At 56.0% G+C, this 19,919-nt stretch carries 20 protein-coding genes; 14 read left to right on the top strand and 6 right to left on the bottom strand.

Annotation, left to right across the window (positions count from 1 at the left end; translation table 11 throughout):
* Positions 1-4: 4 nt before the first annotated feature.
* Positions 5-1,015, bottom strand: a complete 1,011-nt coding sequence (locus FJ695_RS06820; protein ID WP_141184737.1) for a Gfo/Idh/MocA family protein — start codon at positions 1,013-1,015, stop codon at positions 5-7.
* A gap of 68 nt (positions 1,016-1,083) precedes the next feature.
* Positions 1,084-1,989 (bottom strand): polyphosphate kinase 2, encoded by a 906-nt coding sequence (gene ppk2, locus FJ695_RS06815; RefSeq protein ID WP_141184736.1) that lies wholly within the window; start codon positions 1,987-1,989, stop codon positions 1,084-1,086.
* 183 nt (positions 1,990-2,172) lie between these two features.
* Here ppk2 and FJ695_RS06810 point away from each other — a divergent pair, with 183 nt between their 5' ends.
* The 10 genes from FJ695_RS06810 to FJ695_RS06765 all read left to right on the top strand — a co-directional run bounded on the left by FJ695_RS06810 (position 2,173) and on the right by FJ695_RS06765 (position 11,955).
* Positions 2,173-2,811 (top strand): TetR/AcrR family transcriptional regulator, encoded by a 639-nt coding sequence (locus FJ695_RS06810; protein WP_371708975.1) that lies wholly within the window; start codon positions 2,173-2,175, stop codon positions 2,809-2,811.
* On the top strand, positions 2,808-4,415 hold the full coding sequence (locus FJ695_RS06805) for a carboxyl transferase domain-containing protein (RefSeq protein ID WP_141184735.1): 1,608 nt from the start codon (positions 2,808-2,810) through the stop codon (positions 4,413-4,415). The genes FJ695_RS06810 and FJ695_RS06805 overlap by 4 nt, the downstream gene beginning before the upstream one ends.
* 4 nt (positions 4,416-4,419) lie before the next feature.
* Positions 4,420-4,878 (top strand): hypothetical protein, encoded by a 459-nt coding sequence (locus tag FJ695_RS06800; RefSeq protein WP_141184734.1) that lies wholly within the window; start codon positions 4,420-4,422, stop codon positions 4,876-4,878.
* Between the two features lie 105 nt (positions 4,879-4,983).
* Positions 4,984-5,757 (top strand): alpha/beta fold hydrolase, encoded by a 774-nt coding sequence (locus FJ695_RS06795; RefSeq protein WP_141184733.1) that lies wholly within the window; start codon positions 4,984-4,986, stop codon positions 5,755-5,757.
* Complete coding sequence (locus tag FJ695_RS06790; protein WP_141184732.1) at positions 5,754-6,173, top strand: ASCH domain-containing protein; 420 nt, start codon at positions 5,754-5,756, stop codon at positions 6,171-6,173. Before FJ695_RS06795 ends, FJ695_RS06790 begins: the two co-directional genes overlap by 4 nt.
* Complete coding sequence (locus FJ695_RS06785) at positions 6,170-6,682, top strand: O-acetyl-ADP-ribose deacetylase (protein WP_141184731.1); 513 nt, start codon at positions 6,170-6,172, stop codon at positions 6,680-6,682. The genes FJ695_RS06790 and FJ695_RS06785 overlap by 4 nt, the downstream gene beginning before the upstream one ends.
* Positions 6,683-8,677 carry an acetyl/propionyl/methylcrotonyl-CoA carboxylase subunit alpha gene (locus tag FJ695_RS06780; protein ID WP_141184730.1) on the top strand — a complete coding sequence of 665 codons (1,995 nt, stop codon included), beginning with the start codon at positions 6,683-6,685 and terminating at the stop codon, positions 8,675-8,677. It begins immediately after the preceding gene.
* A complete protein-coding gene (locus FJ695_RS06775) occupies positions 8,664-10,295 on the top strand; it encodes an acyl-CoA synthetase (RefSeq protein ID WP_209010948.1) in 1,632 nt (543 codons plus the stop codon). The genes FJ695_RS06780 and FJ695_RS06775 overlap by 14 nt, the downstream gene beginning before the upstream one ends.
* Positions 10,296-10,312: 17 nt before the next feature.
* A complete protein-coding gene (locus FJ695_RS06770) occupies positions 10,313-11,173 on the top strand; it encodes a hydroxymethylglutaryl-CoA lyase (RefSeq protein ID WP_141184729.1) in 861 nt (286 codons plus the stop codon).
* Positions 11,170-11,955, top strand: coding sequence for a crotonase/enoyl-CoA hydratase family protein (locus FJ695_RS06765; RefSeq protein WP_141184728.1), 786 nt, complete (start codon positions 11,170-11,172; stop codon positions 11,953-11,955). The genes FJ695_RS06770 and FJ695_RS06765 overlap by 4 nt, the downstream gene beginning before the upstream one ends.
* 53 nt (positions 11,956-12,008) lie before the next feature.
* Here FJ695_RS06765 and FJ695_RS06760 read toward each other — a convergent pair whose 3' ends face one another.
* The 4 genes from FJ695_RS06760 to pcaQ all read right to left on the bottom strand — a co-directional run bounded on the left by FJ695_RS06760 (position 12,009) and on the right by pcaQ (position 16,724).
* Positions 12,009-12,824, bottom strand: coding sequence for a hypothetical protein (locus tag FJ695_RS06760; RefSeq protein ID WP_209010947.1), 816 nt, complete (start codon positions 12,822-12,824; stop codon positions 12,009-12,011).
* Between the two features lie 192 nt (positions 12,825-13,016).
* Positions 13,017-13,838, bottom strand: a complete 822-nt coding sequence (locus FJ695_RS06755; protein WP_141184727.1) for a response regulator — start codon at positions 13,836-13,838, stop codon at positions 13,017-13,019.
* A 208-nt stretch (positions 13,839-14,046) separates the two neighbouring features.
* Positions 14,047-15,807, bottom strand: coding sequence for a thiamine pyrophosphate-requiring protein (locus FJ695_RS06750; protein WP_141184726.1), 1,761 nt, complete (start codon positions 15,805-15,807; stop codon positions 14,047-14,049).
* The gene (gene pcaQ / locus FJ695_RS06745) at positions 15,804-16,724 is read right to left on the bottom strand and encodes a pca operon transcription factor PcaQ (RefSeq protein WP_141184725.1); all 921 of its coding nucleotides are present in this window, start codon (positions 16,722-16,724) and stop codon (positions 15,804-15,806) included. Before pcaQ ends, FJ695_RS06750 begins: the two co-directional genes overlap by 4 nt.
* A 94-nt stretch (positions 16,725-16,818) precedes the next feature.
* Between pcaQ and pobA the strand changes: the two genes are divergently transcribed.
* The 4 genes from pobA to pcaH are packed head-to-tail and all read left to right on the top strand — an operon-like array spanning position 16,819 to position 19,919.
* Complete coding sequence (gene pobA / locus FJ695_RS06740) at positions 16,819-17,988, top strand: 4-hydroxybenzoate 3-monooxygenase (protein WP_141184724.1); 1,170 nt, start codon at positions 16,819-16,821, stop codon at positions 17,986-17,988.
* Positions 17,988-18,779, top strand: coding sequence for a 3-oxoadipate enol-lactonase (gene pcaD, locus FJ695_RS06735; protein ID WP_141184723.1), 792 nt, complete (start codon positions 17,988-17,990; stop codon positions 18,777-18,779). The genes pobA and pcaD overlap by 1 nt, the downstream gene beginning before the upstream one ends.
* Positions 18,772-19,161, top strand: coding sequence for a 4-carboxymuconolactone decarboxylase (gene pcaC / locus FJ695_RS06730; RefSeq protein WP_141184722.1), 390 nt, complete (start codon positions 18,772-18,774; stop codon positions 19,159-19,161). The genes pcaD and pcaC overlap by 8 nt, the downstream gene beginning before the upstream one ends.
* Before the next feature lie 32 nt (positions 19,162-19,193).
* Complete coding sequence (gene pcaH / locus FJ695_RS06725) at positions 19,194-19,919, top strand: protocatechuate 3,4-dioxygenase subunit beta (protein ID WP_141184721.1); 726 nt, start codon at positions 19,194-19,196, stop codon at positions 19,917-19,919.

Raw genomic sequence — 19,919 nt, 5'->3', positions numbered from 1 at the left:
GCAATCAGCCAACGCTAACCCAGCCACCAGATTCGGCGGATTTGAACAGAGCATCCAGAATCGCCATGTTCTGAATGGCATCCTCAACCCCATAGGGCAGGCCTTCTTCACCCAGAATGGCCCGCCCGAAAACATCGGCCATCTCGCTGTATTGATTGCAAGGTGCGAAAGTTTCGGTTTCTGCCGATTGACCCCCAAGCAAGGACCCATCGTCCAGACGCAGCGACACCTCCCCGCCAAGCGGCGCATTAAACGGAATGACGAGTTCCAACCGCTTTTTCGTACCGACCAATTGGAGGCGCTGATAAGCCGTCAACTGGGTCGAGACCGTGAAGTTGAGCTGGCGCCCCTGACCGAAATCCAGCATCGCGCTGGTTATGCGGTCGGTTCCAAATTCCGGATCCCGGTCAATCAGGGAGACAACCCGTTGCGGCTCGGCATCAAAGAAATACCGGCCGGCCAGCATGGTGTAACAGCCGATATCTAGCAGTGCACCACCGCCGATCTCAGCGTTGTTGCGGATATTTCCCGGGTCATCGTTGAAATAGCTGAAGAACGCCTGGATCGCTTTTAATTCCCCCAGCTGCTCAGATCGAACAATCTCACGCGCGCGGATCCACTGCGGATGCGCCCGGACCATGAAAGCTTCGGCAATCAACCGGTCATCAGACCGGGAAAGCAACTGCCTTGCCTCCTCCGCGTTGAGAGCAATCGGTTTTTCGCACAAAACATGTTTCCCGGCTGCAGCGGCCTGCAGCGTCAGCGGTACATGCATGTGATTTGGCAGGGGATTATAAATGGCATCGATGTCCGGATCGGCCAACAGGTCTTCGTAGGACCCATAGGCCTTTTCAATCCCGAGCTGTCCAGCGACCTCCTGTGCCCGTTCCAGCCCGCGTGAGGCAATGGCAGCGACAATGCCGGTCTCGGAGCCTTGAATGCCAGGCAGAACCTTTTCCCGGCCGATTTTTGCAGTCGACAGGACGCCCCACCGGATTTTCTTAGTTGCGCTCATGATTGCCTCCTATCGTTAAATGAAAATCCCGGCCGATGGCCGGGATCTCGTTTTGTGTATGAACACAATCAGTATTTTTCGGGCACGTAAAGATGCTCTGGCAAAACTTTGCGCTCGTAGTCCGGCTTAAATCGCCGCTCGGGCAATGTGATTGGATCGTGCGGGACCTCGTCATACGGCATGACGGAGAGAAGATGGTTGATGCAGTTGAGCCGCGCCTGCTTCTTGTCATTGCCTTCAACGATAAACCAGGGCGCTTCGGGAATGTTGGTCCGCTCAAAGGTCTCTTCCTTGGCCTTTGTATAATCTTCCCAACGGACCCGGGATTCCAGATCCATCGGCGACAGCTTCCATTGTTTGAGCGGGTCATGAACCCTCATTAAAAAGCGCAACTGTTGTTCTTCGTCGGTGATGGAGAACCAATATTTGATCAACCGGATGCCGGAGCGCACCAGCATGCGTTCAAATTCGGGCACATCGTTGAAAAATTCTTCGACCTCATCGTCAGAAGCAAAACCCATCACCCGCTCGACGCCAGAACGGTTGTACCAGGAGCGGTCAAAGAGCACGATTTCGCCAGCTGCCGGCAGATGCGGCACATAACGCTGGAAATACCACTGGCTCTTTTCCCGGTCGGACGGTGCCGGCAGAGCAACCACACGGCAAACACGCGGGTTTAGCCGCTGAGTAATACGTTTGATCACGCCGCCCTTGCCGGCCGCATCCCGACCTTCAAAGATGACGACAATCTTTTCACCACTGTCCTGCACCCAGTCTTGCAACTTGACCAGCTCTGCCTGGAGCATCAGCAATTCATGAAAGTAAGTTCGCCGGTCGAGCGGGGATTTGTGTTTTTTGTCAGCAATGAATTGAAGATCCTTAGCGATCAGGAAATCATCGATTTCCATCTCCAGCTCTTCATCCATGCTGTCAGCCCACTCATTCTCCACCCAAGTCTTAGCGTCCTTCATCATCCGCTTGTCCTTACTTGCTGATCAATACTCACTCACATGCACTGAGAGCCCAAATTCCATGACAGGAGTTTGACACTAAAGGCAGCAGAATCCGGTCCGCAATGCGCTGGCTCAAAACCTAGGGCTCAAATTTGACTTGTAAATGAATGAACGTTCATTTACTTTGCTTGGTAAGAGGAGTTGATGATGGGATTGAGTGCGCGCGCACAGCCGCGGCAAAAGGGGCTGGAAACAGCCGAAAAGGTCCGGAAGACAGCACTTCGGCTGTTCGCCGCCTCCGGCTATGCGGCCGTTTCCATGCGTGACATTGCCGCCCAAGTCGGTGTTCAGCCCGGCGCGCTCTACAATCACTTCCCGACCAAGCAAGACATCCTGAAAGATCTGATGCTGACCCATATGGCCGACCTCATGGCCGAGTGGGAAAACGCCGGCTTTCCGGACGGGATGGATCCGATCGAGCGTTTCGTGCGCTTCCACATTCGCTACCACTTGGAGCGGGCCGACGAGGTTTTCATCGCATACATGGAATTGCGCAGCCTCGACCCGGAAAACTTCGAGGTGATCGAGACCGAGCGGCGGCGCTATGAAGAGATCCTCACCGGCATTTTGACCGAGGGTGCCGCAAACGGCCGCTATCAGGTGGACGACGCCAAGGTCGCAACCCGGGCCATCATTGCCATGCTGACCGGCATACCGGCTTGGTATCGTTCTGGCGGCGGCCTGTCGAAAGACGACATCGAAACGCTTTACTTGAAGATGGTGCAAAAGACCATTGCCCCGGAAACCGGGGAGATTTCACCCAACGGAGACCGGATGACATGAGCATCCTCAAATCGAGCTTATCGCCCAAAAGCGCAGACTTCACGGCCAACAAGGCAGCCCATGAAGATGCCATGGCGCAAATCAAGGACGCTGCACAGACCGCCCTGGACGGCGGCGGCGAAACAGCTCGCCAGCGTCACGTCTCCCGCGGCAAAATCCTGCCGCGTGAACGGGTTTCGCGCTTGCTTGATCCGGGTTCTCCGTTCCTGGAAGTCGGTATGCTGGCTGCCCATGAGATGTACGACGGCGCGGCCCCATCTGCCGGTATGATCGCAGGCATTGGCCGGGTTGAAGGGCAGGAAGTCATGATCCTGGCCAATGACGCGACCGTCAAAGGCGGCACCTATTATCCGTTGTCCGTCAAAAAACACCTCCGTGCCCAGGAAATCGCCGAGCAGAACAATCTGCCGTGCGTCTATCTGGTCGACAGCGGCGGCGCCAACCTGCCGAACCAGGACGAGGTCTTCCCGGATCGCGACCACTTCGGCCGGATCTTCTTCAATCAGGCCAACATGTCCTCCAAGGGCATTGCCCAGATCGCGGTTGTCATGGGGTCGTGCACCGCGGGCGGTGCCTATGTCCCAGCGATGTCGGACGAGACGATCATCGTCAAGAACCAGGGCACGATCTTCCTCGCAGGACCTCCTTTGGTGAAGGCTGCAACGGGTGAAGAAGTTTCTGCAGAAGACCTTGGCGGCGGAGATGTTCATACGCGCCTCTCTGGTGTGGCCGACCATCTGGCGCGCGATGATGCGCATGCGCTGGCCCTTGCCCGGCGTTCCATTGCGAGCCTCAACCGCACCAAAGCCTCTCAACTTGCCTTGCAGACCCCGGAAGATCCGCTTTACGACCCGGATGAAATCCTCGGCGTGGTTCCGGCAGATCTGAAGACGCCCTATGACATCCGTGAAGTGATCGCCCGCGTCGTTGACGGCTCCCGCTTCGACGAGTTTAAAGCGCGTTACGGTACGACGCTCGTCTGTGGTTTTGCTCACATCCACGGGATGCCGGTCGGCATCATCGCCAACAACGGTGTGCTGTTCTCCGAAAGCGCGGTCAAAGGCGCACACTTCGTCGAGCTCTGCTCGCAGCGCAAGGTGCCTTTGGTCTTCCTGCAGAACATCACCGGCTTCATGGTCGGCCAGAAGTATGAAAGCGGCGGCATCGCCAAGGACGGCGCCAAGCTGGTGACTGCCGTTGCCACCACGAAGGTTCCGAAAATCACGATGCTGGTCGGCGGTTCCTTTGGAGCCGGCAACTACGGCATGTGCGGCCGCGCCTATTCTCCACGTTTCTTGTGGACCTGGCCGAACTCCCGCATTTCCGTCATGGGCGGTGAACAGGCTGCTGGCGTTCTCGCCACCGTCCGGCGCGATGGCATCGAGCGCAAGGGCGGCAGCTGGTCTTCCGAAGAAGAGGCCAGCTTCAAGCAGCCGATCATCAACCAGTTTGAAGAACAGGGACACCCGCTCTACGCAACGGCCCGGCTTTGGGACGATGGCATCATCGATCCGCGCAAAACACGCGACATTCTAGGCCTCTCCTTGTCGGCGTCGCTCAACGCCCCGATCGAAGATACCAAGTTCGGCCTCTTCCGGATGTGATGTGATGACAACTTTCCTTCAACTAAACGACGGCTGGAATGCAGAGCCAAACTGTCCGTTTCCGCAGGTCGCTATTGACGAAAATGACCTTTGGCTGCGGTTTGGACCGAATGCGTTTCGGTTCAAGAATTACAGCGCAGTACCACATCTGCATCTGAAATTTTCCAACTGCTCTCGATTTCGTTTCACACCGGTAAACGATGAAGGTTGGTACCGTGGACAGTGCAGGTTCAGCGAACTAGCACCGAGCTGGGGCGAGTTTTATGAAGTCCTCGGAGACTTTCTCGAAAACCTACAGAACACAAACTGGAACTTGCTTCATCAGCATCAAACCAAACAACGGAATTTCCTTTTTTATCTGAGGGATGAAGCCTTCGAGTGCTCAGCCGAAGACTGGCAGTTGTTCAACGTCGTGCCTGAGGCAAAGCAGTTGGACTGGAGGAATAGCGATGACTGCTCGTAGTGTTCGTTCCCGACACAAATCCCGCTGCATTCTTGGCCTCTCCCTTTCGGCGCCGCTGAACGCACCGATCGAAGACACCAAGTTTGGCCTCTTCCGGATGTAATCATGAGCCAGCCGCAACAGACATCTCTGGCGAAGACACCTGACGGACCAGTCGAATATCTTTTGACTGGCAATTCGGCAGGGCCGTCTGTTGTCCTGATCAATGGCGCAGGCGGCCCACTCAGCGCCTGGGATCCTATCGTCGAACGCTTGTCAGACGAATTTCAAATTCTTGCCTACAACCGAGCCGGGATCGGAAAGACCGCCAAGGCCTCAAAACCGCAAACAGCGGAATACGGAGCGGTTCAGCTAAAAGAGCTCATCGGCACTATTGGCTTAAAACACCCTCTGCATTTGGCTGGCCACTCTTTTGGCGGTTTGATCGCCAACATGTTTGCCCGGAAAAACCCGGGCCAAGTGGCCAGCGTAACTTTTCTGGAAGCAGGAACAGTCGAAGATCTTGAATTCAGCACGGCACAAAAACCGGGACTGTTGCAAAGGGTGCTCGACACCCTTTGGAAACCGGATCCATTGAGTGAACGTGCAACGGCTTCGCAGACCTTGCAGGAATTCAGGGCGATCTCGCCCTTTCCGCAAATTCCGGTCTCCGTCGTGACCGGTGGCAAATCCCTCCCCTCCTGGCTTGCCGGAAAAGCGGCCCTTGAAATCCGGGCGGAAGGTCAGAAAAAGTTGGTGGAACTGGGGCATCCGGGCAAACAGATCATTGCGCAAAAAAGCGGTCATTTTCCCCAGATGACCGAGCCAGATGTCGTTGCGTCCGCAATTTCGGAACTCGTCGTCCAAGTTTTGTCTCCGGCAGCGAGGGCATCGGCATGACGGCTTTGCTGGACAGATTAAAAAACAAATATCCCGGCGCAGAAACCTTCAAGTTCGGTGATGGACCGGAGCTGAGTGCCCAGCTGATTGCATTGGTCCGAGCGGGGAAAAAGAAAGCGACTTGCGGCGCGCTCCGTGACTTCACCGACGGCGGTGAAGCTCTGCCTCTAGAGGGACGGAAGGACATTGTCCTTAATTGGGACGGCTCACCCGCACTCGTCATCGAGACGGTTGAAGTGACAACCACTCGTTATTGCGACGTCGACGAAGGTTTTGCCCTGGCAGAAGGCGAAAACTTAGACCTCGAGGGCTGGCGGACTGATCACCAGGCATATTTTGAACGCAATGGCGGGTTTGACCCCGAGATGATGCTGGTTTGTGAACGCTTCAAATTGATTGAGGATCTTGAGAAATGACCAGGATCGCAATCCGCACCGGCGACATCACCCGTTTTGAAGCGGACGCCATCGTCAACGCAGCAAATTCATCTCTGCTCGGCGGCGGCGGGGTCGATGGCGCGATCCACCGGGCAGCCGGACCGGACCTTTTGGAAGAATGCCGCGGCCTCGGCGGCTGCGAGACAGGCCAATCCAAAATCACCGGGAGCTACCGGCTCCCTTGCAGGTTCATTGTGCACACGGTCGGCCCCATCTGGCGCGGCGGCTTTGCGGGTGAAGCAGACCTTTTGGCAAGCTGCTATGAAACCGCCCTCATGCTCGGTGCCGGCCACGGCTGCCAAACCTTTGCCTTTCCGGCCATTTCAACCGGCATCTACGGATATCCCGCCGACAGCGCGGCCAAAATCGCTGTGACCACCATCCGCCGCACCACGGCACAACTCCAGACAATTGAATTGGTCACATTGGTCGCTTTCGATGCGGCCAGTGAACGCCATCTTACAGCCGCCCTCGGGGAGGACACCTGAATGTTCAAGAAAATCCTCATTGCCAACCGTGGCGAGATCGCCTGCCGCGTGATGGAAACCGCCAGAAAGCTTGGCGTCAAAACCGTTGCTGTCTATTCGGATGCGGACGCCAACGCCAAACACGTGGCGATGGCCGACGAGGCCTACCGCATTGGCCCGGCGCCTGTTTCCGAGAGTTATCTGCAAGTTGCCAAGATCATTGAGGTCTGCAAACATAGCGGCGCGGAAGCCGTCCACCCGGGTTATGGGTTTCTGTCTGAAAACCCGGATTTTGTCGATGCGTTGGACGCTGCCGGTATTGCCTTCATCGGACCGAGCGCAGATGCCATCCGGGCGATGGGCCTGAAGGACGCCGCGAAAGCCTTGATGGAGAAGGCGGGTGTTCCGGTCGTTCCCGGCTATCACCGCGAGACTCAGGATCCTGGGTTTCTACAGATCCAGGCTGGCAAGATCGGCTACCCGGTCTTGATCAAAGCCCGCGCCGGCGGCGGCGGCAAAGGCATGCGTAAGGTGGAACGGGCGGAAGATTTCATCTCAGCGCTCAAATCCGCCCAGCGTGAAGGCGAAGCGAGTTTTGGTGACGGTCAGGTTCTCATCGAGAAATACGTCGCCAAGCCACGCCATATCGAGATCCAGGTTTTTGGCGACAACCATGGTAATGCCGTCCATCTGTTCGAACGCGACTGCTCGCTGCAGCGCCGCCACCAGAAGGTGATCGAAGAAGCGCCAGCCCCCGACATGCCCGAAGACATGCGAAAAGCCATGGGCGATGCTGCGGTAAAGGCCGCCAAGGCGATCAACTATTCCGGGGCCGGCACCATCGAGTTCATCGTTGACGTTTCCGAAGGGCTGCGCGCCGACCGGTTCTATTTCATGGAAATGAACACCCGACTGCAGGTGGAACACCCGGTCACGGAACTCATCACCGGCGAAGATCTGGTCGAATGGCAGCTCCGTGTTGCTTCTGGCGAACCGCTACCCAAAACCCAGGACGAACTCTCCTTTGATGGCTGGGCGTTTGAAGCCCGGCTTTATGCTGAAGACGCTCCAAAAGGCTTCCTCCCAGCGATTGGCACATTGGAGCACCTGGTTCTCCCGGAAACCCAGGCCCGCGTCGACAGCGGCGTCCGGGCTGGAGATGAGATTTCGCCTTTCTATGATCCGATGATCGCCAAGGTCATTGTCCATGGGCCCTCTCGCGACGCCGCGCTCGGCAAGCTGCTGGCAAGCTTGGAGGCAACGGAAGTTGCCGGCTGTGTCACCAATGCGGACTTCCTGGCAGCGCTTTGCCGTCATGACGGGTTTTCCAAGGGGGACGTCGACACCGGGCTCATTGACCGGGATTTGGACGCGCTGATCGCGAAACCGGCGATGCCCGAAGACGCAATTGCGCTTGCAGCTCTTACCGCCCTCGGCCTGACCCGCCCGGTAGACGGATCTGACCCCTTCGAAGCTTTGGCCGGTTGGCGGATCTGGAGCGCCTCGCGCCAGTTTGCCCTTCTGGAGATTGGCGGGGAACGCCAGGATGTTGAAGTTCATGCCCAAGGCAACAACCGCTTTACGGTTCATCTGGAAAGCGGCCCCAAGGACTTCAGCCTGGTCCAGGTGGATGGCAACACGCTCACCTACGACAGCAACGGCCACCGGGCATCCGGTGCGGTAGTCGAAGATGGCAAGGGACTGACGGTGTTTATGAATGGCCACACGTTCACCGTCGGCCTGCCGGATACGTTGAGCTCCGATGAAGAAGCTGCGGGTGCAGGCGATCAACTGATCGCGCCAATGCCGGGTCTTGTGAAAGTACTCACCGCTACGGCCGGGGATGCGGTCACAAAAGATCAGCCGCTGATCATCCTGGAAGCCATGAAAATGGAACACACCTTGAAGGCGCCACGCGACGGCGTCATTGGCGAAGTGTTTGTCAGCGAAGGCGAACAAGTCACCGACGGCACTATCCTCCTCGTGCTGGCGGAGGAAACCGATGCTGCTGCCTGAGGCCACCAGCTATGAGGAGCTGACCAAGAATTTTTCCTGGCAGATCCCGGAGCGGTTCAACATCGGTGTTGCGGTCTGTGATGCCTGGGCGGACAAAGACCCGCGCCGCGAAGCCTTGATCTATGCGGAGGAAGGCGCCCCGGCAACGTCCTATTCCTATGGCGCCTTGAAACGCCTTTCTAACCAGCTGGCCAATCTTTTGAAAAGCCGCGGTATCCAGCAAGGCGACCGTGTCGGCATCTTGATGCCGCAGCGGCCCGAGACGGCTTTCGCTCATATCGCCGCCTTAAAGCTCGGCGGAATTTCTATTCCACTGTTCACGCTCTTTGGTGAAGAGGCGCTGGAGTACCGGCTGAAAGATTCTGGTGCCAAAGCGGTCATTACCGATGAAAGTGGCGCTGCAAAAATCGAGAAGATCCATGGCAGCTTGCCAGAGCTGACAACTGTCTTTTGCGCAGATGGCGCGCATTGTGGGGCAGACGATCTCTGGTCCTCCATGGAGGCTCACGAAGAGACGTTCGATCCAGTTGATACAGCGCCTGATGATCCGGCGATTATCATCTACACCTCGGGTACTACTGGTCAGCCGAAAGGCGCTCTTCACGGCCACCGTGTGTTGCTTGGCCATTTGCCCGGCGTTGAAATGAGCCACGATTTTCTTGGTCAGCCGGATGACCGCATCTGGACGCCCGCGGACTGGGCCTGGATCGGCGGCCTTCTTGATGTGCTGATGCCGGCGCTTTTCCTCGGCGTTCCCGTCGTTGCCTGCCGGTTCAAGAAATTTACGGCGGAAGCGGCCTTCCAGCTCCTGCAAGACCAGAAGATCCGCAACGCTTTTATCCCGCCAACGGCGCTCAAAATGATGCGCCAGATCGAAGACCCGGAAAACCGCTGGCAGCTGAACATGCGCACCGTTGCCTCCGGCGGCGAAACGCTTGGCGCGGAACTGATCGCCTGGGGTCAAAAGACGTTTGGCCAGACGATCAATGAGTTTTACGGCCAGACCGAATGCAACATGATCGTATCCAGTTGCTCTGAGATCATGGACGCCCGCCCCGGCATCATGGGCAAGGCTGTTCCCGGACATGAACTGGCAATTGTCTCCGACTCTGGAGAAGTTCTTCCAAATGGGGCCTTCGGCAACATCGCCGTAAAAAGTCCAGATCCCGTGATGTTCTTGCAGTATTGGAACAATCCAGAGGCTACGCAGAAGAAGTTCGCGGGCGACTGGCTTTTGACCGGTGACACCGGCGAGATGGATGACGATGGCTGGATCCGCTTTGTTGGCCGGGATGACGATGTCATCACCTCCTCCGGCTACCGGATCGGTCCCGGCGAAATCGAAGACTGCCTGATCAAACATCCGGCCGTTGCCATGGCCGGAGTGATCGGCAAACCAGACGCCCAGCGCACAGAAATCGTCAAGGCTTACATCATCCTAAAGCAAGACGTGGAACCTTCCGACGATCTTGCGAAAGAGATTGCCGGCTTCGTCAAGATCCGCCTCGCTGCTCATGAATACCCCCGGGAAATCGAATTCGTCGATGCTCTGCCGATGACCACCACTGGCAAGGTGATCCGCCGCGAACTCCGTGCCCGTGCCGTCGACGACGTTTGAAGAAAGACCCCAAAGATATGTCTGACTTTGTCACCATCTTCGAAATGGGCCCGCGCGATGGGCTGCAGAATGAAAAGCGGTTTGTCCCGACCGAAGACAAGATTGCACTTGTCGACCGCTTGTCGGAATGCGGTTTCCGCAAGATTGAAGTCACCAGTTTTGTCAGCCCGAAATGGGTGCCGCAAATGGCCGATGCGCAAGAGGTCATGGAGGGCATCTACCGCCACCCGGCCGTCGTTTACTCGGTCCTGACACCCAACGTGAAGGGCTATACGGCCGCCTTAAAAGTCTCCGCCGACGAAGTCGCCATTTTCGGGTCTGCATCGGAGGGTTTTTCGAAAAAGAACATCAATTGCTCTGTGGCTGAAAGCATCGAGCGGTTCAAACCACTGATGGATAAAGCTAGGCAGGATGAAATGCCGGTGCGCGGCTATGTCTCTTGCGTCGCCGATTGCCCGTATGATGGTCCGACACCGCCGGAAAAGGTCGCAGAAGTTGCCAAGATCCTGTTTGACCTCGGCTGTTATGAAATCTCCCTCGGTGACACGATTGGGGCGGGAACACCGGAAACCATCGGCCGGATGCTCGACGCGGTTTTGGAAGTGGTGCCAGCGGAAAAAGTCGCCGGTCACTATCACGACACTAAGGGCCGGGCACTGGAAAACATCGAGGTCAGTCTGGACAAGGGTCTTCGCACGTTCGACAGCACGATTGCTGGTCTCGGCGGCTGCCCGTATGCGCCGGGCGCAAAGGGCAACGTGGCAACAGAAGCCGTTGCCGATCTGATGCAGCGCCGGGGATTTGAAACCGGCCTGAAACTGGAAAATCTGGCTGAGCTTGCCGAGTTCGCCAAATCCCTTCGGAGTGACACCGTATGAGTTTTGAAACAATTTCGATTGAAACCGACGCGCGCGGCGTCGCCACGCTCACACTGAACCGGCCAGAGAAACATAATTCCCTGTCGGCTAAGATGATCGACGAACTCACCCAAGCGGCCGCACAACTCGGATCAGATGATGTCGTCCGTGTCGTGGTGCTGACTGGCGCGGGAGAAAGTTTCTGCGCTGGTGGTGATCTTGCCTGGATGCGCGAACAAATGGCCGCCGACCGGACTACCCGGATGGCCGAGGCCCGAAAACTTGCAATGATGCTTAAAGCGCTCAACGAGTTGCCCAAACCGGTCATTGGTCGGGTTCAGGGCCAGGCTTTTGGTGGCGGCACCGGCATGATGAGTGTCTGCGATACCGTTGTCGCGGTGAACACCGCAAAATTCGGTCTGACCGAAGTCCGCTTGGGTCTCATCCCGGCTACCATCAGCCCCTATGTCCTGGCTCGCATGGGCGAAGGCAAGGCCCGCCGTGTCTTTATGTCTGCCCGGATCTTTGGTGCTGAAGAAGCTCGCGATCTCGACCTGGCCGCCAAGGTGGTCAGTGCAGAAGAGCTTGATGCAGCAATTGAAAAAGAAATCAAACCTTATCTGAGCGCAGCTCCAGCAGCTGTCGCCGCCTCTAAAGCGCTTGCCAGATCCCTCGGCCCGGTGATTACGAATGCCGTCATCGAAGACACGATCAAACGTCTGGCAGACACCTGGGAAACACCGGAAGCCAATGAAGGCACATCAGCGTTTTTTGAGAAGAGAAAACCGGCCTGGGCCAGCTAAGATTCTGATTTCAGTATGAGGCTCTGCGCCTGACCTCAACTTACGAGGAAGTGTTAGGCGTTGCGCCGGGCATGCTCGATTAGGGCTGCAATCCGCGCAACGTCAAGCTGCTCTGATTTTGGTTCCGGCCTTGGTTCGGCATACATTTTCTCGCGACGGCGGCGGATTTTCTTGCGCTGCCATTCGCTGATGCCTTCCGGCAGTTCGATCTCCGCACGATCCATGCCGATCAAAACCCGCTGCAAATCGGGAATAAGCTCGGAGGATATCGTGAAAACAGAACCGTCTTTGCGCCGGAAAACCAGTGTTTTTGTTGTCTGTTCGCCGTTCAGCAGAACGGCTTTTTTCCGGCCGCTGGACCCAATCGTCGACTGAAACCAGGCGACAGCGCCCGAAGCATGCCACTGCCGCACGCTGACTTTTTCCAGTTCGTTGTAGGGAACACGAACCCGCAGGCCGAATTGGGTGAATTCGAAGCCATTGCCGAAAAACCGCACCCAGGACGTTTCCTGGCGCACAGCCACGGTAAAAAACACCAGCGAGAGGCTGGCCGGCACAAGACACAGAAGTGCAAGAACAGCAAGTACGCCATGCGCAGTCGCCATGCCTATGATGGCTGGCGGAAGGAAGATAAGTCCAAATCCAAACCCGATCATATCCAAAACCAACACCGATGGTTTGGAAACAGGCCGAATAGCACCGGATGCAGGTTGGGGGCTGGGCAGAGCTGCATAAATAGCCGCTGCGGCGATCAAACACATCACACTGCTGAGCACGGTCATGAAAAAGAACCAGCCGGCAATGCCGAGCACTGCCAAGCTCAAAGGTAAGATACGCCTTAGATATTCAAGTCGTGCTGTTTTGCCCACACCGCGCTCCATCGTACCGGGGCGAAATCGCTATAAACTCGCGGAAGTACTGATTCTGCCATTGAATCAACTTGGAGCACGCTAATCAAGGCGCAGGAAAAACTATCCAAAATGAATGTAATCAGAAGGCAATTATTACCCAGCTAATTTGAAGAAAATGCTTCGGAGTACGGAGAAAAGGAAGGCCGATACTTAAGAGGCCTTCCGCTCCCGGGAAACGAAACTGAACATATCCCGCACTTTACCAAATTTCGGCTTATCGATTTCCAGATACTCATGCATGAGTGTGTCGATATCCGCAGCATTAAAGGGTTTCTTCAAGAACCCGTTTATTCCGATGAACGCAGCCGATCGCTCCAAATAGGTCGTGTCGTTGGTTGACATCATATAGATGGCGATTTTGCTCGAAAGATCCCGTATCGACCCTGCCAGTTCCAACCCGTCCAGGCCAGGCATATGAAAATCAGTCAGGACGATCGCATATTCTCTTCCTGCCAGTTTTTTAAGAGCATTTTCGGCGCTATCGGCTTCAGAAATCTCAAAATTAAACCGGCTGCTTTCTAAAACCTTCCGGGTAATTTTGCGCATCGTCCCTGAATCATCAACGATCAGAATTGGATAGGCATGCACCATCATTCGGTAGGTGCCAACGATTTCAGCCACATCTTCGGGCAAAAAAGGTTTTTGCAGAAAATGGTAGGCACCGAAGCGCTTTAGGACCGCTTCGAGCTTGTCATCAAGACTTCCCGACATTGCCACTGTCAAACATTCGTTCGACTGCGTTTCCTGCATGGCCGACACCACTTCGGGGCCATTCAACCCCGGCATATTTATGTCGATGAAGGCAATATCGATTGATTTCTTGCGCAGCGTCTCAAGCGCGGCACGGCCATTGTCGACTACGTCAACTTCAATATACCGTTCCTTGCGGTGAGTTTTAACTCCTTGCGCGACAACTTCACGCGCAACAGAACTGTCGTCGGCGATAAGTACTCTTATTATTTTATGTAGCACGGCTTCCCCCTCGCCGGACCCGGTCGAACCCTTTTGAGTATAAGGCTCAATACCCTCTGTATTTTCTCCTGATTGTTTATCCTGCCATTGGTATAATTTCGGTTACTAAAAGTTAGCTAGCTCAGCAAAATACATGGCTCAACGTCCAACCTTTAAGATTTTTTCAGGTAAAGCGCTTACATCGCCCCAAGTGTTATGCGTTGCGACTTTAGCGAGTAATTGAAATGTCAATTAAAGCGAGGCTTTTTGTTTTTTCGACATGCCTCAATGCTTCCCGCAAAGCATTTTCCACTTCATCTGCCTGCGTTACTTTCGCTGCATAGGCGCGGCTGGCTTTGGCCACTTGTATAAAATCCGGAACAGGCGACAACTGGGTCAGCGGCATCTGGTTGCTCCGCGCGGCGTAGCCATCTGGATAATGATCAAGCACGGATTGGCGCACAGCCCCCCATTCCGCATTGTTCAAAATGACCACCAGAATAGGCAATTCCAAAGCTTCAGCAATTTGATGGCAAACCACTGGATTGGAGAACATATAAGATCCGTCCCCCATCGTGGCGACAACGGTGCGCTCCGGATCACCGAGCTTCATGCCCAGAGCTGCCGGAAAGCACCAGCCAAGGCCGCCAGCATGCGGCTCCTGATACCAAGCGGCTGGGTGATTGAGGGTCATCGGCGCCGGTGGACACCCAAGTTCAGACAAAATCGATGCTTTTCTTCCGTCCAGAGCACGGGACAGACACAAGCTCACCCACTCCTTTGTGATGCCTCCAGCTCCGGCTTTCGCAGCAGCCGATAAAACCGTCTGCCGTTTTTCCGAATTTGCGGCCGCCCACATATCTTGCCGAGATTTTGCGCGCACCGGAACATCAAACTCATTCAAGACCGCGTTGAGAGCAAGAAGTCCAGCTTCCACATCCGAGGCAAGAGCCAGATCGCACTGAAAATTGCGCACTGGCACCTTGCTGAACAACGGATCCTGTCCGAGGTGGATGACTTTGCAGCCGGGTTTCAATGTGTGTTTGTCCGGCGACCAAGGCGCCAGACTGTCAACGACAAGCACCACATCCGCTTGATCCAATACATCCGCCGGATTGTTCCCAGCTGCCATTGGATGATCAAGATCCATTGCAAGACGTACCGCCCAATACTGGCAGACCGGAATACCCCAGCGTTCTGCCATCTCTGCCAGCGTAGCAAACCCCTTTTCTCCCCCCGCGCCCCTTTGCGCAAAGATGACTGGCTGCTCCGCTTCGGCAATCCACTGTGCGGCTTGACGGAAGGCATCATGATCCACGCCGGGTTTCGGCGCGCTCATGAGTGCAGGGGATGAAATCTGACCGGCTGGACAGGGTTCGCACAAAACCTCTCGCGGCAAGCTGACATACACCGGGCCGCGCGGCGTGGTTTCGGCCAAAGCTTTCGCCCGGTCCACCGTTTCGATAGCTTGCTCCGGGAACCGAAGTTCGTAATCCCATTTACAAGCTTCGCGCACGAGCGCCGTTTGATCCCGCATCTCTTGCCCCCAGCCGATGGGGACAGTGCGCGAGCCAAACCGTCCTTTTTCCGTTGTTGGCGTGCGCCCGGAAAACAGCATCATCGGAATGTTTTCGATGGACGCGTTGATCGCACCGATTGCGCAATTTGCTAGACCCACATTGGTGTGCGCCATCACAGCTGCAGTCTTGCCCGTTCCCAGATAGTAGCCGTGAGCCATTGCCATGGCCGCGCTTTCATGCGGAATGACAATCGCTTGCGGCAAGTCGATATCTTTCGCTTCCGCCTCAGCCAGCCCTTCGATGACCGGTGGAAAATCTGTGCCGGAATTGGCGAAAATATACTCAATGCCCAAAGCCTTCATCCGGCTCAGCAGCGCCCCACCGGACGTTAGAGTAGCTGCGCCGGTCTGGGCGCCATCTTCGTTAGTCGGATTTTTAGGGTTTGCTACGGTCGCGTTGGTGTCGCTCATGAGGTCAATTCCAATTTTTCAATGGCGGATTGCACGGCAAGGCGGAACACCTGCTCTTCCGGGCTCGGTTGGGTATCTGGCCGGGTCATCAGACCGATCGGGCCTTTTGTAATGTCGCTGTCAAACGGCAGCCGCACGAGATTGCCGTCCACGGTTTCGTTGCGCACAACGCCGGAGGAAATGATCCAGACGGCATCCGATTGGCGTGTGAAGATCCGCCCGAACGCACCTGACACGGTTTCGATCCGGTTCGGAATTTCGCCAACACCATTGGCAATCAGATACCGCTCGACCAGCGGCCGGATGGCAGACCCTTCAGGAGGATAAAGCACCGGCCATTCGCCAATCCGTTTGATGTCAGGCGCCTCCAGAAGCGGATGGCCTGCCCGGACCACAAAATCGACCCGTTCGGAATAAAGCTGGGTGAAGGAGACACCCTCCATTGTAACGGGCCGCCCAAGACGGCCGATCACCAGGTCAATTTCACCCAGCCGCAGCCGCTCGATGAGGTATCCATGCGGCCCATCCAGGATCTTCAGCATGACGTTGGGCGCCAACTCAGCGAACTCGCGCACGGCGGACGGCAAGAAACTGGCTGAAACACTTGGCAAAGCGCCAACTTTGAGCGTTGCCTTCGCCTCCTCCCCTGCTTGTTCAACTCCATCCAAACCCTGCTGCAGACTGGCGAGCGAAATCTGCGCGAAATGCAAAAACATCTTGCCTTGAGCCGTCAAGGAGATGCCCGCCCGGCTGCGCGTCATCAAAACCGCACCGATGATCTCTTCCAGCTCCTTCAGCGTTTTGGAAATCGCGGGCTGGGTGAGGTTTAATTTGTCTGCAGCCAGCTTGAGACTACGCTCTTGCGCGATCTCAACAAAACACTGGATATGCCGGAACTTTATTCGCCGATCGATCATTTACTTATCCATATTGGAAATCAAATGACCCAATTTGTCATTTTACTTCACCATTTCAGGCAAACAATATGCTCAAAAATCTCGGGAGGTCTAGATGCGTACTCAAGTTGTCATTGTCGGCGGCGGCCCGTCCGGGCTCCTGCTGGGACAACTTCTTCATCTCAAGGGCATTGAAGCGATTGTTCTTGAGCGCAAGACCAGAGACTACGTTCTGGCGCGGATCCGGGCGGGAATTTTAGAAACCGGCCTTGTTGATCTGATGCGCGAAGCAGGCGTGTCGGAACGCATGGACAAGGAGTGTTTTGTCCACAGCGGCACCAGCATTTCTTATGAAAACGAGTTGTTTTCGATCAATTTTGAAAAGCTGATCGGCCGGAACGTCATCGTTTATGGCCAAACAGAAGTCACCCGCGACCTTTATGACGCCCGGGACGCTGTCGGAGCGCAGACAATCTTCGAGGCCGACGGCGTTTCAATCCACGATGCGGATACCGATGCGCCCTATGTCACGTATCTCAAGGATAGCAAAGAACACCGGATTGATTGTGACTTCGTTGCTGGTTGCGATGGGTTTCACGGCGTCAGCCGCCAGACGATCCCGGACACTGTCCGCAAGGAGTATGAGAAGGTCTTTCCGTTCGGCTGGCTCGGCATCTTGTCTGAAACGCCGCCGGTGCATGATGAACTGATTTATGCCAACTCGACGCGCGGTTTTGCGCTTTGCTCCATGCGCAATGAAAATCTCTCCCGATATTACATTCAATGTGACCTCAGCGACAAAGCGGAAGACTGGAGCGATGACGCGTTCTGGGATGAGTTGAAACGGCGCTTGCCGGAAGACATTGCCGAAAAACTGGTGACCGGCCCCTCGATTGAAAAGTCGATCGCACCTCTGCGGTCATTTGTCAGCGAACCGATGAGATGGGGTCGGCTGTTCTTGTGCGGCGATGCCGCTCATATAGTCCCCCCAACCGGCGCCAAAGGCCTGAACACCGCAGCCTCCGATGTCCAGTATCTCTATCATGCGCTCACCGGCTTCTATTTGGACAAGGACAGCCGCGGTCTTGATACCTATTCGGAAAAAGCATTGGCGCGGGTCTGGAAGGCCGAACGATTCAGCTGGGCGACAACAAACCTATTACATCGGTTCCCGGACCAGTCCGAATTTGATTTGAAGATGCAGCGCGCAGAGATCGAATCCCTCCATTTCAACGAGACGGCCCAGAAATGGTTTGCCGAAAATTACGTGGGATTGCCTTACTGATGCGGATCGCCAGGCTCAAAAACGCAGACATTCACTGGCGCGAAGATGGTGACCCGGATGGTGCACCAATTGTCTTTGCCAATTCCCTCGGTACAGACTTGAGGCTTTGGGACAGCGTTATCGAACGCCTGCCAAAAGACGGACACAGGTACATCCGCTTCGACAAGCGCGGCCACGGCCTGTCGTCCTGTCCACCGGCTCCGTACTCCATCACCGAACTGGTTGATGATCTAGAAGGCTTGTTGAAGCAAATTGGCGTAACGCGCTTTGCGTTCATTGGTCTCTCCATCGGCGGCATGATCGGCCAGCTGCTCGCACACCGCCATCCGGATCGTGTGACCTGCATGGTTCTCGCCTGTACAGCGGTCAAAATGGGCACGCCGGAGATGTGGCAGGACCGGATCAAATCCATCCAAACAGGCGGATTGGAGAGCCTCGCGGATGCTGTGATGGACCGCTGGTTTTCCGGCCCATTCCGCCACTCAGACGAATGTCTGGCCTGGCGGCATATGCTGACGCGCACTCCCGCAGAAGGCTATATCGGCTGCAGCGCGGCCCTTGCCGCAGCCGATCTATCGGCGACGACTACAAGCCTGTCCTTGCCAGCACTTGGGATTGCGGGTTCACAAGACCTTGCCAGTCCGCCGGAACAGGTGCGTGCCACCACCGATTTGATCGCCGGCAGCCGGTTCATTGAAATTCCAGATGCCGGTCATCTGCCCTGTGTCGAACAGCCGGATCTGTTTACGGCCCATGTTCAAAAATTTTTGGAGGAGAGCGCTCATGTCTGACCGGTATGAGCAGGGCCTAAAAGTTCGCCGGACGGTCCTTGGCGATGCCCATGTGGAGCGGGCAGAAGCCAGCAAGACAGATCTCGACGCGCCCTTTCAAACCTTGATCACGGAAGGGGCTTGGGGAACAGTCTGGGCGTCGGACGGTATCAGTGCACGTGAGCGGTCCATGCTGACATTGGCGCTTTTGGCCGCCCTTGGAAATTTTGAGGAAATCGCCATGCATATCCGGGCAACAGCCCGCACCGGCGCGAGCAAACAAGACGTGCTGGAGGCCTTTCAGCATGTCGCGATTTATGCTGGAGTTCCAAGAGCCAATCAGGCGCTCAAGATCGCCAAAGACACCTACGCGGAAATGGAACAGGAGGACACACAGCGCTGAAGTCCAGCTGCTTTGTGTTGAGGGAGACTTTGATGAAACCAGGCCCCTACTATCAGCGCGACCGGCAATGGCAGCCGCCTGCGCTGACACCGGACTATAAAACCAGTGTCTCCCGGTCGCCGCAGTATTCACTGATCAGTCTGGAAACGACAGTCAGCGAAATCACGGGACCGGTCTTCGGGCATAACGACATCGATCCAATCGATAACGATCTCCTGGTGAACTACGCAAAACCAGGTGAAAGCCCGATCGGCGAACGCATCATTCTGCATGGCCGGGTTCTCGATGAAAATGCCAAACCGGTCCCAAACACCCTTGTGGAAATCTGGCAGGCCAATGCCGGCGGACGCTACCGGCACAAGAAGGACACCTATCTGGCGCCGATCGACCCGAACTTCGGTGGCTGCGGGCGCACTCTGACGGATGAGAACGGCTACTACGCCTTCCGGACGGTGAAGCCCGGTGCCTACCCCTGGCGCAACTGGGTCAACAACTGGCGCCCGGCGCACGTGCATATGTCGATCTTCGGCTCAGCCTACGCGCAGCGGCTGATCACCCAGTGTTATTTTGAGGGCGATCCGCTGATTGCCAAATGCCCGATTGTGAACTCCATTCCAGATTCCGATGCCGTGGACCAGCTGGTGGCCGTCCTGGATCTCAATGCGACCATGCCTCTCGACACTATCGCTTACAAATTCGACATTGTTCTGCGCGGCCGACGCTCGACATTGTTTGAAAACCGTCCGGAGGGCAACTGA

The sequence above is a fragment of the Labrenzia sp. PHM005 genome (assembly GCF_006517275.1).
Taxonomy (GTDB): domain Bacteria; phylum Pseudomonadota; class Alphaproteobacteria; order Rhizobiales; family Stappiaceae; genus Roseibium.
This window is presented reverse-complemented; position numbering and strand designations above follow the sequence as displayed.